Raw genomic sequence first — 23,284 nt, 5'->3', positions numbered from 1 at the left:
CTTTTGTGTGATGCGTGAGTAGCTATTGATTCAGGAGCGACGGCGCAACCGCAGCGCGCCCAGGCCGGCGGCGCCCGCGCCCAGCAAAATCAGGGCAGGCAGGCCCAGGGCGGGTACGGGGGTGGCGTCGCCTGGACCGCGTTGGCCTGCCGCGGGGACGATGGGCCCCACGCCTGCTGCAGCGCTTTCGCCCACGCCGTTGACGGCGTAGACGGTGAAGGTGTAGCCAGTGCCGTTGGTGAGGCCCGGCACGGTGCAGGTGGTGGCTGGTGCCTGCGCGGTGCAGCCTGCATTGCCTGGCGTCGCCGCCACGCGGTACGAGGTGGGTGCGGCTCCAGTGGTCGGGGCCTGCCATTGCAGGGTGACGCGGGCGTCGCCCGGGGTGGCTGTCACGCCTGTGGGTGCACCGGGTGCGCCGGGGGCGAAGGGCGTGGCGGTGACGCTTTCTGACTGCCCCAGGACGACGTCGTCCGGGCCCGCGGCCATCACCCACACGCGGTAGGCCGTCCCGTTGGTCAGCCCGGTGAGGCTGCAGGTGGTGGCTGGGTGGTTGGCCTGGCAAGAGTGACTGGTGCCGCCGCCGTAGGGGCTGGCCACGGCTGCGTATCGCCGTGCTTGCGTGTCGCCAGGCACCAGGATGGGGAGCTGCCAGCTCACGTCCAGCCGTGCATCGCCGGGCGTGGCGCTCGGGTTGCGGGGCACGGTGGGGCCGGGGATGTCGCTGCAAGGGCTGCTGCCCTGCACGCGCCGGGGCGCGCTCCAGTCGCCCGGCTGGGCGCTGGGGGCGCCGTGAACGGCGTCGCGGAAGGTGGTGACGCTGGCCGTGCCGCCACCGGCATACAGGCCGTTCTGGCTGCCGTTGCCGCCGATGCGCCAGGTGAGGGCGGGCGGCAGAAAGTTGGAAGTGGAGGTGTATTGCCCCGCGCCCAGACCGCTGCTCACCAGGGTGGAGAACATGCCCGTCAGCGTGCCGTCTGCCGCGGTGGTCACGCTGCCGCCGTAGGTGCTGGGCGGGTGGCTGCCCAGATCCACGCGCAACTCGCGGTCGCGCTGGTTGTTCATGCGCCAGAGGGTGCAGCGCAGGTGCTCGCGCCCCCATTGCTGGCTGGCGGCGGTGGTACCGCCGTTGTCCACGATAAGGGTGACTTCGTAGCTCTGGCCGTCTTGCACGCCGGCGATGGTGGAGCCGGCGATGGTGCCTGTGTAGCGGATGGCGTAGGGTGCGGCATGGGCTGTGGCGCCTGCGGCCAGCAGCGCGGCGGCCAGGAGGTGGGGGCGGTATTTCATGGTCAAAATGGGCTGGAAGCCTTGATTTAATTGCGTGAGAAGCTATTGATTCAGGAGCGACGGCGCAGCCGTAGCGCACCCAGGCCGGCGGCGCCCGCGCCCAGCAGGGCCAGGGCGGGCAGGCCCAGGGCGGGGACGGAGGTGGCGCTGTGGGGGCCGGGTGGCGGTGGCGGCGCGTTGGCCGGTGTGTCGTCGCAGGGGCCGGTGACGGCCACGGGCCGGCCCCAGTTCAGCGGGTCGATGACTTCGCTGGCGGGACGGCCATGGTTGAAGAAGTCATGCTGGCTGTCCTCCATCGCGGTGGCGGCTCCGCCTACCAGCCACGACACCGGCGGAGCCAGGGTGAGTGGGCCGGTCAGGGTGTAGTCGCCCACGGGGATGAAGTTGGAGCCCGCAATGAACATGTCCGTCAGCGCAGAGCCGTCGGCATTGGCTACTGCACCGCCTGCCCAGGTGCTTAGCTGGCGGATGGGGTCGATCAGTGGCTGGGTGAAGACGCTGCGCTGGTTGCCGCTGCCGATGCGCCAGATGGCGCAGGTGAGGCTGGCGTCGCCCCAGCGCTGGCCCGCCGCCGTGGCGCTGCCGTTGTCCATGATGAAGGTGATGCTGTACGGGTTGCCGCTCTGCACGCCGGGCAGAGTGGAGCTGCCCACGGTGCCGCTGTAGGTGACGGCAAAGGGCGCTGCCTGCGCCGTGACGGTGATGACGCAGGCGGCGGCCAGCAGCGCGGCGGCAAGAAGGGCGGGTGTGACGTGGGGCATGGGCGCATCGGGGCGGTGTGTGACAAGCCGCCAAGGCTAGGGATGCGCGGCGCCGTGCGCCCTACCCCGCAGGGGTGGTTGTTTAACGTGACGTGCACGGTAGATTGGCCGCCATGTCTGCACAACGTCACCTTGACCGCACCCTGTTGCAACTGCGCCAGATGGCCCGCATGGATGCCGGCGGCCCGCAGCAGATCGCGCCCGTGCTGCGCGCGCTGCAGGGGGTGATCGGGTTCGATTCGGGTGGCTACCTGTACCGGCGCAGCGATGGCGACCTGGACATGCACATGGAGAACCCGGCCACGCGCGCCGTGATGCCGTCGTATTTCGAGCCCAGCGTGCTGCGCAGCGAGCAGCAGGTGATGCAGCGCAGCTCGCGCCTGTTCGACGAGGCGCTGCGCTGCGAGCGGGGCGTGCAGATGCAGCATGACCTGGTCAAGGTGCCGGTGTCTGAGCTGCGGCGCAGCGACTACTACAACGCGGTGCTGCGCCCCGGCGAGGTCGAGGTGGGCATGAAGCTGCCGCTGCGCGCGCGGGATGGGCGGGGCATCGGCATCCTCTGGCTGTACCGCCGCGATGGCGAGCGGCATTTCTCCGGCGCGGATGCCGCCGCGCTGGGGCGGCTGGAGGCGCATCTGGCGCGCGCGCTGCAGTCCGCCGACGGGGATGCGCAGGATGCCGATGTCTGTGGCCAGGGGCTGCTGGTCGTGACGCCCATGGGCCGGCCCTTGTGGATTGAGCCGGGCACGGAAGAACTGCTGGAGCAGGCCTTCGGCTGGCGCTGGCGCGGCTGCTGCGGCGAGCTGCCGCCCGACCTGCAGGTGCTGGTGCAGCGGCTGTTTCTGCCGGAGGCGGATGCGCCGCTGCCGCAGCTGGACTTTCGCAATGCGTATGGCCGGTTTTCGATGCGCGCCACGCATTTGACGGGCAGGGCGGGCGCGGGCGATGCGGTGGCCATTCATGTGACGCGCCGCCTGTCCAGCGACGCGCGCTTGCTGGAGCAGTTGCGCCCGCTGGCACTGCCCCAGCGCCAGCATGAGCTGGCCTACTGGCTGGCCCGTGGCCTGTCAGAGCCGCAGATCGCAACGCGCATGGGCATCAGCGCGAACACGGTGGTCTACCACCGGCGTCAGCTTTACGCGCGCATGGAGGTGGCCAACCGGGAGAAGCTGCTGGCGGCGTTGGGCTTTGCGCCACGGGTGGGCATGACGCCCCGGTGGTGACAGGCGCTGTGGCCGCGGCTGCTGCGTGCGGTGGCCTGGGCGTCAGCGGCGGCGCTGAATGCTGCGCAGGGCCGCGCCCAGGCGCTTCACGCCTTCGGGGATCACGTCTGCGTCCAGCAGCGCGTAGCCCATGACCAGGCCGGCGGGCCGGTGCCGCACTGGCTCCGCAGCGCCGGGGTGGAACATTGGGCTGATCGGATACACGCGCACGCCGCGCTGGCGGGCGGCCTGGATCAGCGCCGGCTCCTGGCTGGCCGGCAGGGACAGGCACCACACCACCACATGCAGGCCGCTGGCCGTGCCCTGAATCTGTACCTGGTCTCCCAGATGCCGGTTCAGGGCGCTCACCAGGGCTTTCTGGCGCGCCTGCTGGTGGCGGCGTATGCGGCGCACATGGCGGACGTAGCTGCCGTCCTCCAGCATGCGGGCCAGTGCGCGCTGCACGCCGGTGGCGGCGTGGCGGTCGGTCAGCCGCTTGGCCGCTGTGAAGGTGTCGATCTGGTCGGGCGGAAGCACCATGTAGCCCAGCCGCAGCTGCGGCGACAGTGTCTTGGAGAAGGTGCCCACGTGGATCACGCGGCCGTGGGTGTCCAGCGACTGCAGGGTGGCCTCGGGGCGGACGGCGTAGCGGTATTCGCTGTCGTAGTCGTCCTCGATGATCCAGGCGCCCCGTTCGGCCGCCCAGGCCAGCAGCTGCCGCCTGCGGGCGATGGGCAGGAACGACCCCAGGGGGAACTGGTGGGTGGGCGTGACGTAGAGCAGCTGCGTGGGCCCGAGAGCTGCGAGCTGTTCGGTCTGCAGGCCGTGTTCGTCCACGTCGATGCATGCCAGCTGTGCACCGTAGGCCATGAAGGCGTGGTGCGCCATGCGATAGCCGGGGTTTTCGATGGCAACCCGATCGCCGGGGTCGATGAGCAGGCGGGCGCACAGGTCCAGCGCCTGCTGCGAGCCGTTGACGATCATGATCTGCTCCACCGTGCAGGACAGTCCCCGGGTCTGGCTCAGGTGGGTCTGGAGTGCCCTGCGAAGGGCGAGGGTGCCGCGCGGGTCTTCGTATTCCAGGCGCTGGCTGCGCTGGCGCTCCACGGCCCGCAGCGCCTTGGCCCAGGCCAGTGTCGGGAAGTCGCTGCCGGCCAGCGGGCCGTAGACGAAGTCGATCTCCCCGGGCGTGGTGACCGCCGAATCCTGCAGGCCCATGGCGGCCACGCGGTTGCCGAAGGCCGAGAGCCGTCCGGCGGGCGGGTTGCCGGCCGCGCCTCCGTGGCAGCCGCGTTCGGGCGTTGCTGCATGTGCCAGTGGCGCGGCGCCGGTGGCCACCCGGCTGGCCGCGCCCGTGCGGGTTTCGATGAAGCCGTCGGCGGCCAGTTGTTCGTACACCAGGGTGACGGTGGCCCGGGACAGGCCCCGCTCGGCGGCCATGGCGCGTGTCGATGGCAGCGCGGCGCCCGCGGCGTAGGTACCGTCGGCGATGCGGGCGCGGATTTCGTCATAGAGCGTGCGGCTGCGGTGGGAGCGGCCGTGCTGGTGGGCGGGCATGGCGTGAACTGGTCTGGTGATTTTGTCTGGAACTGGATATTTTCTTCCTGCCGATGATGGCGCACAGTGGCACCGTTCGCCGGAGCCTTCCGGCGCTTGCATTGGAAAGGGCTGCCCTATGTACATTCCCCCGCATTTCGCCGAACCGCGGTTGGAGGAACTGCACCGCATCGTCCGCGAGAACGCCCTGGGGATGCTGGTGACGACAACCGCCGCGGGGCTGGATGCCAACCACCTGCCGATGCTGCTGGATGCGGATCGGGGCAGCGCCGGGGTGCTTGTTGCCCATGTCGCGCGGGCCAATCCTCTGTGGCGCGAGGCGTGCGACGGCGACGAGGTTCTGGTGGTGTTCCGCGGCGCCCAGGGTTATCTCTCGCCCAACTGGTACCCGGGCAAGCAGGAGACGCACAGGCGCGTGCCCACCTGGGGCTACGAGGTGGTCCATGCCCATGGAACCATCCATGTCCATGATGACGCGCGTTTCGTGCGCGGCGCCGTGGCCAGGCTGACCCGCCAGCATGAGGCGGATCAGCCCAGGCCCTGGAAGATGGGCGACGCGCCGGCCGACTTCCTGGCCGAGCAGGTGCGCAACATCGTCGGCATCGAGGTACGAATTACCCGCCTGGAAGGCAAGCGCAAGCTGAACCAGCACCACCGGCCGCAGGACCGCGAGGGCGCCATTCGCGGTCTTGAAGCGCAAGGCCACGACGCGCTGGCGCAAGCGATGCGGGGTGCAGCCCTGCACACGCCCTGATCCGCAGGACCCGCACCGTCCGACGGTGCAGGCACATGCTGTTGCACGGAGGCAAGAAGTGGGGCCGCGAGAGCCGGCGCGGCTGTGGCCCCTTGCCTGAAGGCGTTACTCTGGCTGGATGTTGGCGGCCTTCATCACGCCGACCCACTTCTTGTTTTCTTCCAGCGCAAACTTGTTGGCTTGTTCAAGGTTCATCGAGCTGGAGATGGTGCCCTGTGCCTTGAGCGTTTCCATGACCTTTTCCGCCTTGGATGCCTTGAGCAGCGCCTGGTTGAGCCTTTCCAGGATTGGCTTGGGCGTGCCCTTGGGGGCCCAGAGTCCATACCAGGTCACGACATCTAACCCGCCAAGGCCCAGTTCCGAGGAAATGCTGGGCACGTCCGGCAGGTCCGCGATGCGGTCCTTGGTCGTGACCGCCAGTGCCTTGATCTTGCCGGACTTGATCAAGGGCATGGCGGGAGCCAGCGGTGCATAGAACAGGTCCACATGGCCGCCGCCAATATCGGTCAAGGCCGGGGCGGTGCCCCTGTAGCCCACATGGGTCATGGGTGCCTTGGCTTCCAGCGACACCAGTTCGCCCACGAGGTGCGGGATGGTGGCGACACCGGGAGACGCGTAGCTGATGCTCTTGGGCTCCTCCTTCGCGGCCTTGACGACGTCGCTGAACTTCTTGAACCGGGAGTTCGGGGGCACCACGGCCACCATGGGAACGGTGCCCAGCACGCCGACAAACTCGAAGTCCTTGATCGGGTCGAATGGCAGGGCCTTGAACATGCCCGGATAGATCACCTGGACGGAGGCGTTCATCAGCAGCGTGTAGCCGTCTGCCTTGGCGCGCGCCACTTCGGCCGCACCCAGCGTGCCGCTGGCGCCCGGCTTGGTTTCGATGTAGATGGCCTGTCCAAGATCCGCGCTCATCTGATTGGCGATGACCCGGCCAATCGCATCGGTAGGCCCGCCTGCCGCAAACGGAAGAATGGTGCGGATGCTCTTCGTCGGGTAGTCCTGGGCAAAAGCGAGATGGGCGGTGCATGCCAGGGCGGCAATGCCTGCGTAGAGCGCGGTTTTCTTGAACAAGATGATCTCCTTTGTGGTTAATTTCCGGTGATGTTTTTGGGTAAGGTGCCGACGACCTTGATGAGCACTGCACCCATCGATTGCTCGTTGGCGCGCATCCGCTCCAGGGGGCCGGCGACTGCTAGGCAGTACGGTTCGCCGTTGATCAGAAATCCCTTGGCGATGGACATCACGTCGTCCACGTTCTCGCCGTAGGACGACTGCCAGCCGCGCTGGGTGCCGCACGCGATGTCGGCCAGGAAGGCTTCGGCGGTCCTGATCGTTCGCTCGGTGGGAAGCTGGTAGTCCCGCTCCAGGGCCGTCATGAGGGACTTCCGGGCGGCATCGGTCATGACCTCGAACAGCGCCTTGCCTGTCGAGGTGGCGTTGATCAGCTTGAAGCCGCCGACCTCATGGCTGTATCGGATGGTTTTCTTGGACTCGACGGTGTTGAGGTACACGACGCGGCTTTCTGCCAGCTTGGCCAGGATCGCTGTTTCTTCGGTCGTGTTTCTGAGCCTTTGCAGCACCGGAGTGAAGTAGTTGATCAAGGGGTCTGCGCTGCAAATCGTGGTGGCGATGTGCAGGAGCCGTTGCGTGGGGTAGTAGCCCTGCCGGGAGCCGAAGTCATAGAGGAAGCCGTGGCCGACCATCGTCTTGAGCAGGCCATGGCAACTGGACAGGGGGATCTCCAGCAGACGGGAAATCTCGCTGTACGTCAGCGGTCTGCGCTCGTCGGCGAAGAGGTTGAATACGTCCAGAACTCTCGATGCGGTTTTCACGTCCATGACAAATCTATTCTATATGCGATAAAGTTGAAGGGGCAACACCTTGTGAAGTGCTATCTAAGAAGGAGCGGGAATGCGTTGGAAGAAAAGGCCTGAAGGCTCGAATTGGGGGGATTTTGGTGCGGATGATCAACTGGGCACGCTGAACTATCTGACAAGCGAGGCCGTGCGCAGCGCGGTTGCGGAAGTGCGGGTCGGCAAGACCTTCTGTCTCTCCCTGCCCCTGGACGTACCGGGAGGCAATGTGCTGAACGAGCGGCGCCATCCCCCCATGCTGGAGCCTACGGAAAAGCAAGGCATGCTTTACACGAACTTCCCCATCGGGAAGTTCTATCCGGGGGCCATGGATGTGCTGAGCGACGACAAGGTCACCATGTACCTTCAGTACTCCACGCAATGGGATGGCCTGGCGCATGCGGGAGCGCTGTTCGATGCCGATGCCGATGGCCATGCCGAACGCGTGTACTACAACGGCTTTCGGCCCAACATCGACATCCTGGGGCTTATGGACTTCGAAGAGTCTGGATGCTTCAAGGAGCGGCGCACGGGGTTGACTTCCAGCCATGCCAAGGCACTGGATGTCTCCGTGATCGCGGCCCAGGGCGTGCAGGGGCGCGGCGTGGTGATCGATCTGTTCCACCACTTTGGGGATGACTTCCGTTTGGTCGGTTACGACGACCTCATGGCGGTGATCGAGAAAGATCAAATCGAGATCCGCCAGGGGGACATCGTGCTGTTGCGCACGAATTTTGCACAGCGGCTGCTGGAGATGAACAAGAACCCCGATCCGCATCTGGCGCACCACATGTGCGCGGTACTGGACGGGAACGACGAGCGAATCCATGCGTGGGTGACCGAGTCCAAGATCGCCGCCATCGCTGCGGACAACTACGCCGTGGAGGAGCATCCCGCCAAGATTGGGCCCAACTGCTGCCACATCCTGCCTTTGCACCACCATTGCATGTTCAAGCTTGGACTGCCGCTGGGGGAACTGTGGTACCTCACCGAGCTGGCCGACTGGCTGCGTGCCCATCATCGCCATTCGTTCTTGCTGACCGCACCTCCGCTACGGCTGCCGGGTGCTGTCGGATCGCCTGTAACTCCTATCGCCACGGTTTGATATGCCCTACATCGTTGAAACATTTGACAAGCCCAACAGCCTTGCCCTTCGCATGGAGCATCGCGCGGAACACCTGCGGTATCTGGAGGCCCACAAGGCCCTCCTGCTTGCCTGCGGTGCCAAGTTGAACGACGACGGGTCTGACCAAGGCGGTGGGCTGTATGTGCTGGATGTGGGAACGCGCGAAGAGGCGCAGGCGTTCATCGCAGCAGATCCGTTTTACGCGGCGCAGTTGTTCAAGGAGGTGAAGATCACCCGCTGGCGCAAGGCCTACGTGGCGGGGGAGTGCCATCTGTAAAGCGCATTGGAGCTTTGCGCCGAGTGCCGCCTGACTTTCGTTCCGGTGCAGGGGGCAGAGCTGATGCGGCCCCAAGGGAGTTCGCAATGTACGGCTGTGGCTGACGCATTGCGCCGAACTCTGTAAGGCCCGTCGGCTACAGAAGGCTCCGAATGACTCTGCCATGAGATGCTGGTGTCGGGAGGGGGCGCGTACTGTTTCGCGGAACTGTACCGTTGCCGTTGAGCGCGTGTTCATAGAATTTCATCCGTCAGGTTGCCATGCCTGGGCCTGCGCCGCGCATGAGTGCGTACCTCCTCTCCAGGCCGTCGGCGCACAGGCCGTAAACCACTTCGGAGTACCTCATGCAAGCACAACAGCAGCACTATCACCTTCTTGCCAAGCCGGCAGGAGCGGCTTGCAACCTGGGCTGCACCTACTGCTTCTTCCTGTCCAAGGAAAACCTGTACCCCGATGACAGCTATTTCATGGACGATGCGACGCTGGAAACCTACATCCGGCAACTGTTGGAGTCTTCGGGTGGGCCGCAGGTTGAAATCTCATGGCAGGGGGGCGAGCCCATGCTGCGTGGTCTCGATTTCTACCGGCGCTCGGTAGAGCTGGCCGAGAAGTACCGCCGGGTGGATCAGCAGATTCTGCACACCATGCAGACCAACGCGACGCTGGTGGATGACGAGTGGGCGAGCTTCTTTCGGCAGCACAATTTTCTGGTCGGCGTCAGCTTCGATGGGCCGCCGTCCATGCACGATCTCTACCGCGTGGATCGGAAGGGGCGGGGCTCGTTCGAGCAGGTGCTGCAGGGGTGGAACTGCCTGCGGCGGCATGGCGTCGAAACCAATGTCCTGTGCACGGTGCATGCCGGCAATGCGGACCACCCGCTGGAGGTCTATCGGTTCTTCCGCGATGAGCTCAAGGCGCAGTACATCCAGCTCATCCCGATCGTAGAGCGCGCGACCGAGCAGACGATCGTGCTGGCCAACCAAGGCTGGGGCGGCCTGAAGGGCAAGGACAGGCCCTTGTACCGCCAGGAGGGCTCGCGCGTGACAGCCAGATCGGTGCCCGCCGAGAAGTTCGGCAGCTTCCTGATCGCCATCTTTGACGAATGGGTGCAGCGCGATGTGGGGCAGGTGTATGTGACGACGTTCGACGTGGCGCTGGGAAGCTGGCTGGGCCAGCACAACAGCTGCGTTGTTGCGCCGACATGTGGCGCCTCTCTGGCGCTGGAGCACAACGGAGACGTGTATTCCTGCGACCATTTCGTGGAGCCGCAGCACCGGCTGGGCAATATCAAGGACACACCGCTGGCGACACTGGTGGCTTCGGAGAAGCAGCGCCGCTTTGGCAATGCAAAGTTCGATACGCTCCCGCAGTACTGCAAACAGTGTCCAGTGCTCTTTGCATGCTATGGGGAGTGCCCGCGCAATCGGTTCATCGAAACACCCGACGGCGCGCCTGGACTGAACTACCTGTGTGCCGGTTACAAGGCCTTTTTCACGCACATAGACCCGCCGATGAAGGCCATGGTTTCACTGCTGCGCCAAGGGCGCTATGTCGATGAAATCATGATCCAGCCCTGAGTGCGCCACGGCGATGCGATGAAGCTGCGGCGATGACTTGGCTGATCGCCGATTCCGGGCCCAGAAATCCGACGTTGAAGCGGAACCAGGGAGTGCGCGACGTCGGGTCAGGTTTGAAGATGGCGCCCGGTGCCATTGCAACGCCGTGCGCAAACATTTGGCGGGCGAAGGGCAGCGAATCCTCCACTCCAGGCAGCCGTGCCCACAGGTACAGGCTTTGCTCTGGCCGGGTGAAGGCTTCGATACCGTTGGCGTCAAACAGCGACAGTGCGGCGCGCGTGGCATTGCGTGTCTTGGCGCGCAGGGCCAGAGCGTGCTTGCGAAAGCGCCCTTCGGTGATGACCGCGTCGACCGTGCGCTCGGCGTAGAGGGAGCTGTTGAGGCTGACGATGGTTTTGACTTGCGTGAGTTCGCGCGCAAGCTCAGGCCTGCATGCCAGAAAGCCGACGCGGACCACGCTCGACAGTGACTTGGAGAAGCTGCCAACATAGATGGACTGCTCGAGCTGGTCGCCCCCTCCAATGCGCGGGGTGCGTGGCGGTGCGAAATCAGCAAGAGCGTCGTCGTCCACCATGACAAGGCCGTGCCGCTGTGCCAGTTCGGTCAGCTCCTGCACCATTGGGCCCGTCATGTCGCTGCCCGTTGGGTTGTGCCCGCAGGATTGCGTAAAAAAAAGGCGCGGCTTGTACTGCTTCAGCAGCAGGGAAAGCACGCCGATGTCGGGGCCTTCGGGAGTACGGGGCACGCCGTGAATCTGCGCGCCCTGTAGCCGCAGTTTGTTGAAGGTCGGGTAGAAGCCCGGATCGTCGACCAGTACATGGTCGCCTGGGCGGACCAGATGCCGGATAACCAAGTCAACGGCTTGGTAGGCGCCTTGGGTGAGCACGATTTGCGACGGGGTAACCGTCATGCCGAAGCCCTGCAGGCGGGCGGCGATGTTCTTGCGCAGCGGCAGGTAGCCTGCAGGGTCGCCGTAGCGAAAGACCGTGCCCAGGCCGCTGCGGCCGATTTTCTGCATGTAGCGGTCGAGCCGGCAACCCTCAAGCCAGGCCGAGGGCGGAAGGCCCTCACCCAGGGATGGCTTACCGTGGACGACGTCCATCTCGTGCCGTTCAATGCCCACTGCACTCAGCGCCAGGTCGAGTGCCGGAGCCCATCCGTCCGTCACGCGCAGGCGTGGATCTCGGCCCGCCACATAGAAGCCGGAACCTCGGCGTGGCTCGATAAACCCTTCGGCCACAAGCATCTCGTAGGCCTTGACGACGGTGTTCTTCGCGGCGCCGCAGGCTTGAGCCTGGTCGCGAAGCGACGCCAGGCTGCTGCCGGGCAGCAACTGGCCCAGTGCGATCTGGCGCTTGATGTCGGTGGCGATGCGCTCAGCCAGCGGAAGAGCGTGGTTGCTCATGCTTTTTTGGGAACGTCTACTGTTGCATGGAACTGTACCACTGCATAAATGGTACGGATCAATAGACTCGCTGCAGCGTCGAGAAAGACTTAGGAGATACGCATGGAAAAGCCTCAGCAGCAGAGCCTGAACGAACAGTTCGAAGGCAAGATCGGTAAGACCTACAAGGACTCGGTGCCCCACTGGCCCGCACAACAGAAAGCGCCACCGAATGCCCCGAACGTGGTCTTCCTGGTGCTGGACGATGTGGGGTTTTCCGACCTGGGGTGCTACGGCTCCGAAATCCACACGCCCAACATCGACGCGCTGGCTGGCGGCGGTTTGCGTTACAGCAATTTCAATGTGACCGCCATGTGCTCGCCCACGCGGGCCTGCTTGCTGACCGGGCGCAACGCGCACTCCGTCGGCGTGGGCATCATTTCCGAATGGGCCAATGGCTTTCCGGCGTACCAGGGGCGCATCACCCCAAAGGCCGCCACCCTGGCCGAGGTGCTGGGTGAGCATGCCTACGGCTGCTATGCCAGCGGCAAGTGGCATTTGACCAATCTGGCGGATTACGGCGCTGCTGGTCCCCACAACGATTGGCCGCTGGGGCGGGGCTTCTCGCGTTGGTATGGCTTTCACGGCGCGTTGATCGACCAGTGGAACCCGGAGCTGTACGAAGACAACCACCCCTTCCACTTCGAGTCCCGCGAGGACTATCACCTGTCTACCGACCTGGTCGATCGCACGATCGGACAGATCCGCGACCACGTCACGTCCACCAACGGACGTCCATTCTTCAGCTACCTGGCTTTTGGTGCCTGCCACTGGCCGCACCAGGTGCCGGACAGCTACATAGGCAAGTACCGTGGGCGCTATGACCGGGGCTGGGATCAGATTCGCGAGGAGCGCTTTGCGCGGCAAAAGGAGCTGGGCGTGGTGCCGGAGAGTGCCGAAATGGCACCACGCAATCCGGGCGTGGTCGATTGGGAGGATGTGCCCGAGGATCAGCGGCTCGTGGGCTGCCGCCTGCAGGAAACCTTTGCGGCGTTCCTGGAGCACACCGATGCAGAGATTGGCCGTCTGGTCGACTACCTGCGCTCGATTGGCCAACTGGACAACACGATGATCGTGCTGATCTCGGACAACGGTGCGAGTCCGGAGGGTGGGGCGCTGGGCGCCATCAACATGCGCAAGCACATGACACATGAGCAGGAGACGGTCGAGGCCATGCTGCCGCGCATCGACACCATCGGCGGTGAATACTCCTTCAGCCATTACCCCATGGGTTGGGCGCAGGTCTCCAACACGCCTCTGAAGTGGTACAAGAAGGACACGCACGGTGGCGGTATCCGCGCGCCGCTGATCATGCATTGGCCTGCCGGCATCGCCAGCCGCGGCGAGGTGCGCACGCAGTTCCACCACGTCACCGACGTCATGCCCACCGTGCTCGACTGCATCGGCGTCGAGGCGCCGCGCGTCTACCGGGGCATCGACCAGTTGGCCATGCACGGCCAGAGCATGCGCTATACCTTTGGCGACGCGACCGTGCCAACGGCCAAGACCACGCAGTACTTCGAACTGCTGGGCGACCGCGCCGTGTGGCATGAGGGATGGAAGGCCGTCGTCAAGCATGCCAAGGGTGCCGACTACGCGGTGGATGACCGCTGGGAACTGTACAAGCTCAACGAGGATTTCACCGAGGCGAACGACCTGGCCGCGCAGCATCCCGACAAGCTCAAGTCACTGGTCGACATCTGGTGGCAGCAGGCGAATCGCTTCGGCGTGCTGCCGCTGGATGACCGCGAGGCTGAACGTGCGCGTGACTTCCTGATGACCACCAAGCGGTCGCGCTACGAATTCCAGCCGGACATGGCGCGCATCGACCGCTTCATGGTGCCGGAAATCAGCGACCGCGACTACACCATCCGTGCGGAACTGTCCGCGCTGGTGCCGCAGACCGAGGGCGTCATCTTCTCGTGGGGCAGCCGCTTTGCCGGCTTTGTCCTGTACTGCCAGGCCGGTGAGCTGGTGTACGAGTACCTCTATTCCGAGGTGCAGGGCTACCGCATGAGCACGCCGCTGCCCACGGACTCGGCCGTTGTGGAGTTGAACTTCAAGCGCACGGGCAGCCACGCAGGGCAGGTGGCGTTGTGCGTCGATGGCCGGCAAATGGCGGTGCTTGACCTGCCCAAGACGTGGTGGACCTACAGCACCACTGCAGGCCTGACCTGCGGCCTTGCGGGCGTGCCGATCAGCGAGGCCTTCAAGCCACCGTTCCGCTTTAACGCGACCTTGCATCGCATGGTCGTCGAGGTGGGCGATGGCCCACCCGATGATGGCGTCGGCAAGCTGTGGACGGTGTTCAAGCAGCAGTGAAACCAACGAAAACCCAGAAGGAGACAAGCATCATGATCAAACGAAACTTCCTGATCGCCGCACTGGCAACACTCGGATGTGCGCTGCCGCTGTCAGTGGCCCAGGCGGCGGACTACCCCACCAAACCGGTGAAGCTCGTTGTCGGCTATCCCCCCGGTGGCACGACGGACCTGCTGGCGCGGCTCGTGGGCCAGCAACTGCAGGATGGACTCAAGCAGGCCGTCATCATCGAGAACAAGCCCGGCGCTGGCGGAGGCATTGGCGCCGATGCGGTCGCCAAGGCATCGCCGGACGGCTACACGCTGGGGCTGGGGAGTGCTGGCAACCTGGCGCTCAACTACGCCTCGTATACCAAGATTCCCTATGACTCGCGCAAGGATTTCACGGCCTTGAGCCTGCTGGCGACGATGCCTAATGTGCTGGTTGTCAACAGCAAGATGCCCGTGAAGAACTATGCCGAACTGATCAACTATCTCAAGGGGAAGGAGAAAGAAGGCAGTTTCTTTGCTTCCACGGGGACGGGCAATGGGCCGCATCTGACGGGTGAGCTGTTCAAGGTCCGCACCGGCCTGAACCTGTCCCATGTGCCCTACCAGGGCGCCGGACCGGCCATCACCGCCGTGCTGGGGGGCGAGGTGGACATGTTGTTTGACAACCTGCCGTCCGTGCTGCCCTTCATTCAGAGCGGCAAGGTGCGGGCCATCGCCGTGACCAGTGCAGCCCGGGTGCCGGTGCTGACCGACGTGCCCACACTTCAGGAACTGGGGCTGAAGGACTTCGTGGTCGATGCCTGGTTCGCACTGGTGGCGCCTGCTGGCTTGGAGCGGGGCGCGCGTGAGAAGCTTGACAAGGCCATCGTCGGCCTGTCCGCCAATGAGGCATTCCGGGAGTCGATCCGCAAACTGGGGGCCATACCGAAGCTGAGCGGTGAAGCAGAGCTCAAGGCCCTGATCGAGCTGGAGCGCGAGCGCTGGCCCGCCCTGGTCAAGCAGGCCAACATCAAGTTCTGACCATGATGGAAGCAAGCCACAACACACCGCACCACGCCGGGCGGACTGTGCTGGTCACGGGGGCGTGCGGCGGCATAGGCGCGGCGATCGCCAGCCGCTATGTGCAAGCGGGCGCTGCCGTCTGTCTGGTGGACCGCGATGCAGCCGCCGGTGAAGCGCTGGCGGCGCGCCTGCGCCAGGAGGGCGGCCGAGTGCACTTTGCGCAGGCCGATGTCGGCAACTTTGCGCAGTGCCAGGCCGCGTGCGATGCGGCGCAGGCCGTACTGGGGCCGGTGGACACCGTCGTCAACAACGCCGGGATATCGCCCAAGCACCAGGGATTGCCGGCGCCGATCTGGCAGATGGACCCCGCCGAATGGCGCCAGGTGGTCGACGTCAACCTGAACAGCGTCTTCCACTTCACGCGTTTGCTGGCTCCGGGCATGGTGCAGCGCCGGTTCGGGCGCATCGTGTCCATGTCGTCGGTCGCCGGCAAGGCATACCTCGACATCGTCGCCGCGCACTACAGCACCACCAAGGCCGCACTCATCGGCATGACCCGGCACATGGCCGGTGAGCTCGGGCCGCATGGCATCACAGTGAATGCGCTGGCACCCGGGCGCATCGATACCCCCATGGTCGCCGGCGCGCCCAAGGCGGCCAACGACGCGGTCGTGGCCGTCACGCCGCTGCGGCGTCTGGGTACCCCCGACGAGGTGGCCGACGCCTGCCTGTTCCTCACTTCGGATCAGGCCAGTTTCATCACCGGCCAGGTCATCGACGTGGCCGGCGGCTGGCTCATGACCTGACACCGACAACCAACCCGCCTTATGCAAACCACACCGCATCTCAATTACATCGCTGGCGCCTGGACCGAGGGAGCCTCGATCGCGCCCAACATCAACCCGTCGGACACCCGCGATGTCGTGGGTGAATACGTCCGAGCCGACGCACGGCAGACCCAGATCGCCATTGACGCGGCATTCGACGCGCAGCGGGTCTGGGCCGGGTGCACGGCCGAGCAACGCGCGGATGCCCTGGACCGCATAGGTTCGGAGATCCTGGCGCGCCGGGACGAACTGGGCCGGCTGCTCTCGCGCGAGCAGGGCAAGACGCTGGTCGAGGGCGTTGGCGAGGTGGTGCGCGCCGGGCGCGTTTTCAAGTTCTTTGCGGCCGAAGCGCTGCGGCTGGGCGGCGAGAAGCTGCCCTCCATCCGGCCCGGCGTCGAGGTCGAGGTGACGCGCGAGCCCGAGGGCGTCGTGGGCATCATCTCCCCCTGGAATTTCCCGATCGCCATTCCGGCCTGGAAGATCGCCCCGGCGCTGGCCTACGGCAACGCCGTTGTGTTCAAGCCGGCCGACCTGGTGCCGGGCAGCGCCTGGGCGCTGTCGGAAATCATCGTGCGGGCCGGTCAGCTGCCTCCTGGCATCTTCAATTTGGTGATGGGGCCTGGCTCCAAGGTGGGGCAGACCCTGGCGAGCTCGCACAAGGTGCGTGCGCTCAGCTTCACAGGATCAACCGGCACGGGCCGCAGTGTCGGACTGGCCTGTATGGAGCGCGGGGCCAAGGTGCAGCTTGAAATGGGCGGCAAGAACCCGCTGATCGTCCTCGATGACTCGGATCTGGACATCGCCGTCACGGTGGCCTTGCAAGGCAGCTTCTATTCCACAGGCCAGCGCTGCACGGCATCCAGCCGCCTGATCGTGCAGGAGGGGATTCACGACCGTTTCGTCGCAGCGCTGGCCGAACGCATGGCGGCGCTCCAGGTCGGAAACGCACTGGAGGCAGGCACGGACATTGGCCCCGTGGTGTCGCAGGACCAGCTGGACCAGGATCGTTTCTATATCGATCTGGCTCAGCAGGAGGGGGGGCGCCTGGTGGCGGGCGGGGAACTGCTGCAACGCGCCACGCCGGGCTACTACCTCTCACCGGCCCTGATCACCGAAACGCACAACGCCATGCGCGTGAACCGCGAGGAGATCTTCGGCCCGGTGGCCACGGTCATCCGCGTCAGGGACTACGAGGAAGCCCTGGCTACCGCCAACGACACACCGTTCGGCTTGTCCTCAGGCATCTGCACCACCTCGTTGAAGCATGCCACCGACTTCAAGCGTCGCTCGACGGCCGGCATGGTGATGGTGAACGTGCCTACGGCGGGCGTGGACTACCACGCCCCGTTTGGCGGTCGCAAGGCCTCCAGCTACGGCTCGCGCGAGCAGGGAACGTATGCGCGCGAGTTCTACACCGCTACCAAGACCTCTTACACCCAGGCCTGACATCATGCGAGACATCACCGGCAGCACGCGGATCTTTGGCATCCTGGCCGACCCCATCCACCACGTCAAAACGCCGCAGCGCATCAACCAGCTGTTCACCGAGCGCCAGACCGACGGCGTCATGGTGCCCCTGCATGTGAAGCCCGAGGGGTTGGCGCAGGCGGTGCAAGGCCTGCGGGCGATGCAGAACCTGGGTGGCTTCGTTGTCACCGTTCCGCACAAGACGGCCATCGTCGCCCTGTGCGACGAGGTGACGCCCGAGGCACGCCTGATCGGGGCGGTGAACGTGGTGCATCGCACGGCCGATGGCCGCCTGAGTGGCGGCATGCTGGACGGCGAGGGCTTCGTCGCCGGACTGCGCAGCCAGGGCCTGGACCCGGCCGGGCGCAGCGCCTATCTGGCCGGTGCTGGAGGCGCCGCATCGGCGATCGCGTTCGCGCTTGCCAGCGCTGGCGTGAGCCGCCTGACCATTGCCAACCGCACGGCTTACAAGGCGCAGCAACTGATTGATCGCATTGCGAGCCGTCATCCATCGCTGACCATGGCCGTTGGCAGCGAGGATCCGGCTGGTCACGACCTGGTTGTCAATGCCACTTCCCTGGGCCTTGGCACCAGCGATGCGCTGCCGCTGGATGCGGACCGCTTGGAGCCGCACCAAGTCGTCGCGGAGATCATCATGCAACCAGCCGAGACGCCGCTGCTGATGGCCGCCCAGGCCAAGGGCTGCCGCATCCACTTCGGCGCCCCCATGCTGGCCAGCCAGATCGAGCTGATGGCGGCATTCATGAGCGGCGCAATGCCGACGGGCGGAGCCTGAATATGGTTGAAGCCGAATTCCTGGCGCGGTTGCGCGATGTAGTGGGCGAGCGCGGCGTTGTCACCGATGCCGCCGATCTCGCCCCCTACAGCCATGACTGGCGCCACATGTTCCACGGCGTTCCCCTGTGCGCGGTGCTGCCCCGCAGCACCGCGGAAGTGGCCCAGGTGGTGCGTCTGTGCGCCCAGGCCAGCGTGCCCGTGGTGCCGTACGGCGGCAATACCGGCCTGTCCGGCGGTGCCACGCCGGACGCCAGCGGGCGGCAGGTCGTTCTGTCCCTGGCGCGCATGAACGCCATACGCCACCTCGACGTGGTGGGCGAAACCCTGGAGGTGGAGGCTGGCTGCATTCTGCAGGTGGCCCAGGAGGCCGCCGCGGAGCAAGGCCTGCTGCTGCCGATCAGCCTGGCGGCCGAGGGATCGGCACGCATCGGTGGCGTGATCTCCACCAACGCCGGCGGTACCGACGTCGTGCGCTACGGCATGGCGCGCAGCCGCGTGCTGGGCCTGGAGGTTGTGACCGCCGACGGCCAGATCGTCAGCGGCCTGCGCCGGCTGCGCAAGGACAACGCCGGCTATGACTGGAAGCAATGGTTCATCGGCACCGAGGGAACGCTAGGCATCGTCACCGCCGCCGTGCTCCAGCTCACGCCCATGCCCGCGCACCGCGTCACGGCCCTGCTGGCGGTGCCGACCGCCGCTCAGGCGCTGGAGGTGCTGCGTGCCACCCGGCAAGCCATCGGCGATACCCTGACCGGGTTCGAGCTGATGTCCGGTGCGGCGTTGGAGCTGGTGCAGCGTCACCAGCAGCTGAAGGCACCGCTGGGCGCATCGGACTGGTACCTGTTGCTGGAGGCGAGTTCTTCTCTGCCAGGCCTGCGTGACGCGACCGAGGAACTACTGGGCGCCCTGCTGGAGAGTGGCGACGCCACCGATGGCGTGGTCGCGGAGTCCGAGCGACAGGCTGCCGAATTGTGGGCGCTGCGCGAATCGATTTCCGAGGCGGAAAGCCGGGAAGGGCGTTCGCTCAAGCACGATGTGTCGGTGCCGATTTCGGCGATCGCGGATTTCCTGCAGCAAGCCGATGCCATGGTGCAGCAGCATTACCCCGGCGCCCGGGTCAATGCCTTCGGCCATGCCGGCGACGGCAACATCCACTACAACGTGATCATCCCGCCGGGCTTGGATGCGACGGACTTGAATGCCCGGGTGCACGACCTGGTGGTCGCGCACGCGGGCAGCATTTCGGCCGAGCACGGCATAGGCCAGTACCGCGTGAGCGAACTCGCGCGCTGCCGCGCCGCCGCCGAACTGCAACTAGCCCAGCGCATCAAGCGCGCCCTCGATCCGGCCGGCCTGCTGAACCCCGGCAAGGTCCTCACACCCCATCTGAATTCCTGAGAAGCACCATGGACACCTATGACTACGTCATCGTGGGCGGAGGCACGGCGGGCTGCGTGCTCGCGAATCGGCTGACGGCCTCGGGCAAGCACCGCGTTTTGCTCGTCGAGGCGGGCGGGGAACCGCGCAGCCCGTGGATCCAGATCCCTGCGGGGTTCAGCAAGCTGCTGACCAACCGCAAGTACAACTGGCTCTTCAAGACCGAAGCCGAAGAGAACACCAAGGGCCGGGTCATTTCGGTGCCGCGCGGCCGGGGCCTGGGAGGCTCGACGCTGATCAACGGCATGATCTACGTGCGCGGGCAGGCGCAGGACTATGACGCCTGGCGCGATGCCGGCGCCAAGGGCTGGGGTGCTCAGGACGTCGAGCCTTACTTCCGCAAGCTCGAGTGCTATCCACAAGGTGGCAGCACCCGGGGCAAGAGCGGCCCGGTGCATCTGGAGCAGGTCCAGGAGCGGTTCCCGATCGCCGATGCCTTCATGCAGGCGGCCGTTCAGGGCGGCCAGCGGTTGAACGACGATTACAACGCACCCGAACAGGAGGGGTTTGGCTACTACCAGGTGAACCAGCATGGCGGGCGTCGTTGGAGTGCGTACGACGCCTACCTCAAGCCTGCGCGGCAGCGCTCCAACCTGACGATTGTGACCGATGCGCATGTGCTGCGCGTGGACCTGGCGGGCCGGCGGTGTGTGGGCATCACTTACCGACGCTATGGCCAGGAGGTCAGCGTGCGGGCGCACGCCGAGGTCATCATGGCGGCGGGTGCGGTGCAGACGCCCCAGATCCTGGAGCTGTCGGGCATCGGTCAGCCGACGCTGCTGCAGTCGTTGGGCATTGCTGTGCAGCATGCCTTGCCGGGTGTGGGGGAGAACTACATCGACCACTTCGCCACGCGCATGAACTGGCGCGTGAAGAACACGGTCACGCTCAACGAAATGTCGAGAGGCTGGCGGCTGGCGGCGGTGGTGTCGCAGTACCTGGCGTTTCGCACCGGCATCCTGACGCTGGGAACGGGCCTGGTGCACGGCTTCGTGAAGTCACGCCCGGAGCTGCCCGCGCCCGACGCCCAGTACTTTTTTGTGCATGCCAGCTATGCCAATGCCGCAGAGCGGATTCTCGACCGTGCGCCCGGCATGACGATCGGCGTGGCCCAACTGCGCCCGGAATCCGTCGGCAGCATCCACGCCAAGTCGGCCGACCCCTTGCAAGGGCCCTCCATCCGGCCGAACTTCCTCAGCAGCGAGGTGGACCAGCAGTGCATCGTGCGCAGCATGCAGCTGGCCCGCCACATCGTTGGCCAGCCTGCCATGGCGCAGTTCATTTCGCACGAGATGAGTCCGGGGCCGCAGGTCCTGAGCGATGCCGACTGGCTGACGTTTGCGCGGGAGAACGGGCAGACCATTTACCACCCACTGGGTACCTGCCGCATGGGCGAGGACGATGCAGCCGTTGTCGATTCGCGGCTGAGGCTGCGCGGCTTATCGGGGCTGCGTGTGGTGGATGCCTCGGTTATGCCGAAGATGGTGTCCGGCAATATCCAGGCGGCAGTGATGATGGTGGCGGAGAAGGGGGCGGACCTCATCATGGAGGACCACCAGCGCTGACCTGGCGGCATGGGGCAGACCTCCAACGCCCTGTGCACGCCGGTCATCCAAGCGAAATGGTCCGGCAGCCGTGCCGTGCGTTTGGCGATGGCAAGCAGCGCAGATTTGGGACGCATTTTTCCGCGTGTACGACCAATGCTGGCAGCCCCTTCCGTAGCCACTCGCATCGTGCGCGCACTTGCCTGTGCATGAGTGCGGCCAGTTTGACGATGTGCTGATTTCTCGGTCGACGATCTGATCGAAGGGCGCCCGTGCAGCATAGTGTCGCCCTTGCTGATAGTTGCTAGGCAGGCGCACATCCAGTTCGACAAATAACTTCCACTGAAAGCGACACACCATGAAAATTCTTGTCCCCGTCAAACGCGTGGTGGACTACAACGTGAAGGTCCGAGTGAAATCGGACAACACGGGCGTAGACATCGCGAACGTGAAGATGAGCATGAACCCCTTTGACGAGATTGCCGTCGAAGAGGCCGTACGCCTGAAGGAAAAGGGCATTGCCACCGAAGTCATCGCCGTCAGCTGCGGCGTGGCGCAGTGCCAGGAGACGCTGCGCACGGCGATGGCCATTGGCGCGGACCGCGGCATCCTGGTGGAGACCGATGCCGAACTGCAGCCCCTGGCCGTGGCCAAGCTGCTCAAGGCGCTGGTGGACAAGGAACAGCCCAGCCTCATCATCCTGGGCAAGCAAGCCATCGACGACGACGCCAACCAGACCGGCCAGATGCTGGCCGCGCTGGCAGACCTGCCCCAGGCCACCTTCGCCTCCAAGGTCGAAGTGGCGGACGGCAAGGCCAGCGTCACCCGCGAAGTCGACGGCGGCCTGGAAACCGTGCAGCTCGCCCTGCCGGCCGTGGTGACGACCGACCTGCGCCTGAACGAGCCGCGCTACGTCACGCTGCCCAACATCATGAAGGCCAAGAAAAAGCAGCTGGACACCGTCAAGCCCGAAGAGCTGGGCGTTGACGTGGCCCCGCGGCTGAAGACGCTGAGCGTGGTTGAGCCGGCCAAGCGCGGCGCCGGCGTGAAGGTGCCCGACGTGGCCACCCTGGTGGACAAGCTCAAGAACGAAGCCAAGGTCATCTAAGGCACGGCACGAAGGAGAACAGAACATGACCGCACTCGTCATTGCAGAACACGACAACGCCAGCCTCAAGGCCGCCACCCTCAACACCGTCACCGCGGCCGCCGCATGCGGCGCAGACGTGCACGTGCTGGTGGCCGGCGAAGGCGCCGGCGCCGCCGCCCAGGCCGCCGCGCAGATCGCCGGCGTCGCCAAAGTCATCCACGCCGACGGCGCCGCCCTGAAGGACGGCCTGGCGGAAAACCTCGCCGCCCAGGTGCTGGCCATCGCCGGCAACTACAGCCACATCCTGTTCCCGGCCACCGCCAGCGGCAAGAACGTCGCGCCGCGCGTGGCGGCCAAACTGGACGTGGCGCAGATCAGCGACATCACCAAGGTGGTGAGCCCCGACACCTTCGAGCGCCCCATCTACGCCGGCAACGCCATCGCCACCGTGCAAAGCGCAGATACCGTCAAGGTCATCACCGTGCGCGGCACCGGCTTTGACGCCGCGCCCGCCATGGGCGGCAGCGCCGCGGTGGAGACCGTGGCTGCGGCGGCCGACAGCGGCAAGAGCAGCTTCGTGGGCCGCGAAGTGACCAAGAGCGACCGCCCCGAACTCACGGCGGCCAAGATCATCGTCTCGGGCGGGCGTGCGCTGGGCAGTGCGGAGAAGTTCCAGGAAGTGATCACGCCGCTGGCCGACAAGCTGGGCGCGGCCATTGGCGCGAGCCGGGCGGCGGTGGACGCGGGCTACGCGCCGAACGACCTGCAGGTGGGGCAGACGGGCAAGATCGTGGCGCCGCAGCTGTACATCGCGTGCGGCATCTCGGGGGCGATCCAGCACCTGGCGGGGATGAAGGACAGCAAGGTGATCGTGGCGATCAACAAGGACCCGGAGGCGCCGATCTTCTCGGTGGCGGACTACGGGCTGGAGGCAGACCTGTTCGCGGCCGTGCCGGAACTGGT

Annotated in this window: 20 protein-coding genes; 14 read left to right on the top strand and 6 right to left on the bottom strand. The window is 65.7% G+C overall.

All coding sequences use genetic code 11. The features are described 5' to 3' along the window. Nucleotides 1-30: 30 nt before the first annotated feature. Together BP68_RS18360 and BP68_RS18355 are read right to left on the bottom strand one after the other, a co-directional pair. Nucleotides 31-1,287: a fibronectin type III domain-containing protein gene (locus tag BP68_RS18360; RefSeq protein ID WP_496374468.1), complete on the bottom strand. Its 1,257-nt coding sequence runs from the start codon at nucleotides 1,285-1,287 to the stop codon at nucleotides 31-33. Nucleotides 1,288-1,337: 50 nt separating this feature from the next. Continuing rightward, a complete protein-coding gene (locus BP68_RS18355) occupies nucleotides 1,338-2,048 on the bottom strand; it encodes a hypothetical protein (RefSeq protein WP_496374466.1) in 711 nt (236 codons plus the stop codon). Between the two features lie 113 nt (nucleotides 2,049-2,161). On the opposite strand from BP68_RS18355, the gene BP68_RS18350 reads away from it, so the two are divergent. Further along, nucleotides 2,162-3,271 (top strand): helix-turn-helix transcriptional regulator, encoded by a 1,110-nt coding sequence (locus BP68_RS18350; RefSeq protein ID WP_496374464.1) that lies wholly within the window; start codon nucleotides 2,162-2,164, stop codon nucleotides 3,269-3,271. Between the two features lie 42 nt (nucleotides 3,272-3,313). Here the strand turns inward: BP68_RS18350 and pdxR are convergent, their stop codons facing one another. Further along, entirely contained in the window at nucleotides 3,314-4,807 is a 1,494-nt protein-coding gene (gene pdxR, locus BP68_RS18345) for a MocR-like pyridoxine biosynthesis transcription factor PdxR (RefSeq protein WP_496374462.1), read from the bottom strand. Between the two features lie 118 nt (nucleotides 4,808-4,925). Here pdxR and BP68_RS18340 point away from each other — a divergent pair, with 118 nt between their 5' ends. After that, a complete protein-coding gene (locus tag BP68_RS18340; protein ID WP_496374460.1) occupies nucleotides 4,926-5,561 on the top strand; it encodes an FMN-binding negative transcriptional regulator in 636 nt (211 codons plus the stop codon). A 105-nt stretch (nucleotides 5,562-5,666) separates the two neighbouring features. On the opposite strand, the gene BP68_RS18335 is transcribed toward BP68_RS18340, so the two are convergent. Both BP68_RS18335 and BP68_RS18330 read right to left on the bottom strand, forming a co-directional pair. Further along, nucleotides 5,667-6,638 (bottom strand): Bug family tripartite tricarboxylate transporter substrate binding protein, encoded by a 972-nt coding sequence (locus tag BP68_RS18335; RefSeq protein ID WP_496374458.1) that lies wholly within the window; start codon nucleotides 6,636-6,638, stop codon nucleotides 5,667-5,669. Between the two features lie 17 nt (nucleotides 6,639-6,655). Beyond that, nucleotides 6,656-7,405: an IclR family transcriptional regulator gene (locus BP68_RS18330; RefSeq protein ID WP_496374456.1), complete on the bottom strand. Its 750-nt coding sequence runs from the start codon at nucleotides 7,403-7,405 to the stop codon at nucleotides 6,656-6,658. Between the two features lie 73 nt (nucleotides 7,406-7,478). Here BP68_RS18330 and BP68_RS18325 point away from each other — a divergent pair, with 73 nt between their 5' ends. The 3 genes from BP68_RS18325 (at nucleotide 7,479) to BP68_RS18315 (ending at nucleotide 10,400) form a co-directional block, all read left to right on the top strand. Beyond that, nucleotides 7,479-8,525, top strand: a complete 1,047-nt coding sequence (locus tag BP68_RS18325) for a cyclase family protein (protein ID WP_496374454.1) — start codon at nucleotides 7,479-7,481, stop codon at nucleotides 8,523-8,525. Between the two features lies 1 nt (nucleotide 8,526). Beyond that, entirely contained in the window at nucleotides 8,527-8,823 is a 297-nt protein-coding gene (locus BP68_RS18320) for a YciI family protein (RefSeq protein WP_496374452.1), read from the top strand. A 344-nt stretch (nucleotides 8,824-9,167) separates the two neighbouring features. Next, nucleotides 9,168-10,400: an anaerobic sulfatase maturase gene (locus BP68_RS18315; RefSeq protein WP_496374450.1), complete on the top strand. Its 1,233-nt coding sequence runs from the start codon at nucleotides 9,168-9,170 to the stop codon at nucleotides 10,398-10,400. On the opposite strand, the gene BP68_RS18310 is transcribed toward BP68_RS18315, so the two are convergent. Next, on the bottom strand, nucleotides 10,384-11,805 hold the full coding sequence (locus tag BP68_RS18310) for an aminotransferase-like domain-containing protein (RefSeq protein ID WP_496374448.1): 1,422 nt from the start codon (nucleotides 11,803-11,805) through the stop codon (nucleotides 10,384-10,386). The genes BP68_RS18315 and BP68_RS18310 overlap by 17 nt on opposite strands. A gap of 102 nt (nucleotides 11,806-11,907) precedes the next feature. Here BP68_RS18310 and BP68_RS18305 point away from each other — a divergent pair, with 102 nt between their 5' ends. From BP68_RS18305 to BP68_RS18265, 9 genes are all read left to right on the top strand, one after another. Then, complete coding sequence (locus BP68_RS18305; protein ID WP_496374446.1) at nucleotides 11,908-14,166, top strand: arylsulfatase; 2,259 nt, start codon at nucleotides 11,908-11,910, stop codon at nucleotides 14,164-14,166. Between the two features lie 32 nt (nucleotides 14,167-14,198). After that, nucleotides 14,199-15,176, top strand: coding sequence for a Bug family tripartite tricarboxylate transporter substrate binding protein (locus BP68_RS18300; protein WP_496374444.1), 978 nt, complete (start codon nucleotides 14,199-14,201; stop codon nucleotides 15,174-15,176). Between the two features lie 2 nt (nucleotides 15,177-15,178). Further along, nucleotides 15,179-15,964, top strand: coding sequence for an SDR family oxidoreductase (locus BP68_RS18295; protein WP_496374442.1), 786 nt, complete (start codon nucleotides 15,179-15,181; stop codon nucleotides 15,962-15,964). Nucleotides 15,965-15,985: 21 nt separating this feature from the next. After that, nucleotides 15,986-17,431, top strand: a complete 1,446-nt coding sequence (locus BP68_RS18290) for an aldehyde dehydrogenase family protein (protein WP_496374440.1) — start codon at nucleotides 15,986-15,988, stop codon at nucleotides 17,429-17,431. Between the two features lie 4 nt (nucleotides 17,432-17,435). Beyond that, complete coding sequence (locus tag BP68_RS18285; protein WP_496374438.1) at nucleotides 17,436-18,248, top strand: shikimate dehydrogenase family protein; 813 nt, start codon at nucleotides 17,436-17,438, stop codon at nucleotides 18,246-18,248. A gap of 2 nt (nucleotides 18,249-18,250) precedes the next feature. After that, a complete protein-coding gene (locus BP68_RS18280; RefSeq protein ID WP_496374436.1) occupies nucleotides 18,251-19,648 on the top strand; it encodes an FAD-binding oxidoreductase in 1,398 nt (465 codons plus the stop codon). A gap of 8 nt (nucleotides 19,649-19,656) precedes the next feature. Beyond that, complete coding sequence (locus tag BP68_RS18275; RefSeq protein ID WP_496374434.1) at nucleotides 19,657-21,252, top strand: GMC family oxidoreductase; 1,596 nt, start codon at nucleotides 19,657-19,659, stop codon at nucleotides 21,250-21,252. Nucleotides 21,253-21,589: 337 nt separating this feature from the next. Beyond that, entirely contained in the window at nucleotides 21,590-22,339 is a 750-nt protein-coding gene (locus tag BP68_RS18270) for an electron transfer flavoprotein subunit beta/FixA family protein (protein ID WP_496374432.1), read from the top strand. Between the two features lie 25 nt (nucleotides 22,340-22,364). Beyond that, the coding region (locus BP68_RS18265) for an electron transfer flavoprotein subunit alpha/FixB family protein (RefSeq protein WP_496372740.1) at nucleotides 22,365-23,284 on the top strand (920 nt) is incomplete at its 3' end.

The organism is Diaphorobacter oryzae DSM 22780 (genome assembly GCF_059568935.1).
This window is presented reverse-complemented; position numbering and strand designations above follow the sequence as displayed.

Excerpts from the sequence above, each read along its gene's own strand:
- BP68_RS18295 (WP_496374442.1), top strand. The coding sequence starts at position 15,179 with ATGATGGAAGCAAGCCACAACACACCGCACCACGCCGGGCGGACTGTG.
- BP68_RS18300 (WP_496374444.1), top strand. The coding sequence starts at position 14,199 with ATGATCAAACGAAACTTCCTGATCGCCGCACTGGCAACACTCGGATGT.
- BP68_RS18350 (WP_496374464.1), top strand. The coding sequence starts at position 2,162 with ATGTCTGCACAACGTCACCTTGACCGCACCCTGTTGCAACTGCGCCAG.
- BP68_RS18360 (WP_496374468.1), bottom strand. The coding sequence starts at position 1,287 with ATGAAATACCGCCCCCACCTCCTGGCCGCCGCGCTGCTGGCCGCAGGC.
- BP68_RS18270 (WP_496374432.1), top strand. The coding sequence starts at position 21,590 with ATGAAAATTCTTGTCCCCGTCAAACGCGTGGTGGACTACAACGTGAAG.
- BP68_RS18330 (WP_496374456.1), bottom strand. The coding sequence starts at position 7,405 with ATGGACGTGAAAACCGCATCGAGAGTTCTGGACGTATTCAACCTCTTC.
- BP68_RS18275 (WP_496374434.1), top strand. The coding sequence starts at position 19,657 with ATGGACACCTATGACTACGTCATCGTGGGCGGAGGCACGGCGGGCTGC.
- BP68_RS18285 (WP_496374438.1), top strand. The coding sequence starts at position 17,436 with ATGCGAGACATCACCGGCAGCACGCGGATCTTTGGCATCCTGGCCGAC.
- BP68_RS18315 (WP_496374450.1), top strand. The coding sequence starts at position 9,168 with ATGCAAGCACAACAGCAGCACTATCACCTTCTTGCCAAGCCGGCAGGA.
- BP68_RS18310 (WP_496374448.1), bottom strand. The coding sequence starts at position 11,805 with ATGAGCAACCACGCTCTTCCGCTGGCTGAGCGCATCGCCACCGACATC.
- pdxR (WP_496374462.1), bottom strand. The coding sequence starts at position 4,807 with ATGCCCGCCCACCAGCACGGCCGCTCCCACCGCAGCCGCACGCTCTAT.
- BP68_RS18280 (WP_496374436.1), top strand. The coding sequence starts at position 18,251 with ATGGTTGAAGCCGAATTCCTGGCGCGGTTGCGCGATGTAGTGGGCGAG.
- BP68_RS18340 (WP_496374460.1), top strand. The coding sequence starts at position 4,926 with ATGTACATTCCCCCGCATTTCGCCGAACCGCGGTTGGAGGAACTGCAC.
- BP68_RS18320 (WP_496374452.1), top strand. The coding sequence starts at position 8,527 with ATGCCCTACATCGTTGAAACATTTGACAAGCCCAACAGCCTTGCCCTT.
- BP68_RS18305 (WP_496374446.1), top strand. The coding sequence starts at position 11,908 with ATGGAAAAGCCTCAGCAGCAGAGCCTGAACGAACAGTTCGAAGGCAAG.
- BP68_RS18355 (WP_496374466.1), bottom strand. The coding sequence starts at position 2,048 with ATGCCCCACGTCACACCCGCCCTTCTTGCCGCCGCGCTGCTGGCCGCC.
- BP68_RS18290 (WP_496374440.1), top strand. The coding sequence starts at position 15,986 with ATGCAAACCACACCGCATCTCAATTACATCGCTGGCGCCTGGACCGAG.
- BP68_RS18325 (WP_496374454.1), top strand. The coding sequence starts at position 7,479 with ATGCGTTGGAAGAAAAGGCCTGAAGGCTCGAATTGGGGGGATTTTGGT.